The 2,343-nt window shown below is 49.0% G+C and carries 2 protein-coding genes; both read left to right on the top strand.

The genetic code is table 11. The annotated features are described in order from the left end of the window. Positions 1 to 2 precede the first annotated feature (2 nt). Positions 3 to 521, top strand: coding sequence for an Hcp family type VI secretion system effector (locus tag AACV00_RS05510; RefSeq protein ID WP_004246976.1), 519 nt, complete (start codon positions 3 to 5; stop codon positions 519 to 521). Positions 522 to 604: 83 nt separating this feature from the next. After that, positions 605 to 2,343: type VI secretion system tip protein TssI/VgrG (gene tssI, locus AACV00_RS05515; protein ID WP_161680098.1), on the top strand; the 1,739-nt coding region annotated here is incomplete at its 3' end.

Here is a 2,343-nt window from a genome sequence, read left to right on the forward strand (position 1 = left end):
TTATGCCAACTCCTTGCTATATTTCCATTGAAGGAAAAACTCAGGGCAACATCACTGCAGGCGCGTTTACTGCAGATTCTGTCGGCAACATTTATGTACAAGGTCATGAAGACCAAATGTTGGTACAAGAATTTTCTCACGTGGTGACGGTTCCGACTGATCCGCAATCAGGCCAACCTTCTGGCCAACGTGCGCATAAACCGTTTCGTTTTACCGTGGCATTAAACAAAGCCGTTCCTCTGCTGTATAACGCATTGGCTTCCGGCGAAATGCTGCCAAAAGTTGAGTTAAAATGGTATCGCACGTCTGTTGAAGGTAAACAAGAGCACTTCTTTACCACCACACTGACTGACGCGACGATCGTGAACATCGATTGCCAAATGCCTCATTGCCAAGATCCGGCTAAAGCCGACTTCACGCAACTTATCGAAGTCTCCCTCTCTTACCGCAAAATTGACTGGGAGCACACTGTTGCTGGAACGTCTGGTGCGGATGACTGGCGTGCGCCTCTCGAAGCGTAATACCGTTATGACGAGTCCTTGGGGGCTCGTCCTTATTTTGTATTGTTCCCTTTTCTTTATCCATTTTTGCATGGAGGCAGATTATGCTTAGCAAAGATCCGAAATCAACGCCCATTGACCCGGCATCCGTTTTAAAAGATGAAGCCATCAATCAAGTAAAAAATAGGGTGCAATCCAAAGTGAACGAAACGCTATCGACACCCACGCAAAAGGTGGCCGGGATGGCCTCAGCAGCGGCCTCGCTCACGCAATCAGCCAGCGCATCGGCCAATAGGGTGACGGCTCATCCCCTGATCCACGGTGGCGGTTTTACCGGTGGACAAACATTCGCTGAAAACCAAGCACTCCAAGCGGCCCATGGGGCGTTACTTGATGCATTAGGCATGGACAGCCTCGAAAGTGGTTTGGTGTTCACTTGCACCATTGGTGGATTGCCTGACGACACCTTCCAAGTCACCGAATTTAATCTTACTGAAGGATTATCCTCGCTATTTTCGCTGTCCATCAGTGCGGTCAGTGCCTTACCCTTTATCGATTTTCAGCGCCATCTTGGCTTAGCCTCATCATTAACGGTCAAACGTGATGGGGTGTTGATCCGCAAAGTCAACGGTATCTTAGCCGGGGCAGTACAAGGCAATACCGACGGAGTGAAAACGTGGTATCACTTCGATATTCGCCCTGAAATGTGGGTGATGACCCTCAATCAAGACAGCCGTATTTTTCAACATCAATCGGTGCCGACCATCTTAAAAACCTTATTGGATGAGGCCCATGTTAAAGCGGATTACCAATTCTACCGTGAAGATCTACACCCTGAACGTCTCTACACCACCCAAAAACGCGAATCCGCATTTGATTTTTGGTGTCGACTGGCGTTTGAAGAGGGCATTAACTTCTGGTTTGAAGAAGAACAACTGTTTTACAGCGATGAACATATGGGGATGACGGCGGGTATTCACCTCACCTATAACCCGCAGGCCGACACCGATATCAGCGATAGCACTGCCATGACTTGGCAATATGGCGAATATTTGTGTGTGGATGAAACTATCCATAAAGACAACAACTTTGTGCGTCCTTCTTATCCGTTGTCTCATGAAAACAAAATTGAGCAGGGGGGACAGCACAGTGTGTTTGAAAGTTATGGTCGTTTTCAATTAGACGATGAAGGTCGACCTCTGACACAGGTGCGCTTTGAGCAATTACGTAACGGCAGCAAAGTGGGACAAGCGACAACAAACTGTTTTGCGCTGATGCCCGGCAAAATCTTCACCTTATCTCAGCATCCCCATCAGCCGATGAATGATCGCTGGCAAGTGATCAGCGTCAGCCATCATGGTGTACAGCCACTGGCGGACAATAGCGGGGGCGAAGGCACACAACTGTCGAATAGCGTCTCCTTTATTCCGGGCACGCAAGAGTGGCGTCCCCCTTATCGTTATAAACCGACGGCGGACGGCGATGAAATGGCGACGGTGGTAGGACCACCGGGGGAAGAAATCTACGTCAATGAATATGGCGCCGTGAAAGTGCATTTTCATTGGGATCGTCGGGGAAGTGCCGATCACAGTGCTTCATGCTGGGTGCGGGTTGCCATGGGTTGGAGTGGAAATGGTTATGGTTTTTCTGCGGTACCGCGCATCGGCACACAAGTGCTGGTCAGTTACCTGAATGGGGATATCGACAGACCGATAATTACCGGTTGTACCTATGATGGTCGTAACGCACCACCGATTAAGTTCCCAGAGAATAAGACACAAACCACTTTCCGTAGCCAAACCCACAAAGGGGAAGGTTTTAATGAATTGCGTTTTGAAGATGC

This window comes from Proteus sp. G3927 (assembly GCF_963894685.1).
In the GTDB taxonomy this organism is placed as follows: Bacteria; Pseudomonadota; Gammaproteobacteria; order Enterobacterales; family Enterobacteriaceae; genus Proteus; species Proteus mirabilis.

Coding starts and splice junctions, on each gene's coding strand:
- AACV00_RS05510 (WP_004246976.1), top strand. CDS start 3: ATGCCAACTCCTTGCTATATTTCCATTGAAGGAAAAACTCAGGGCAAC.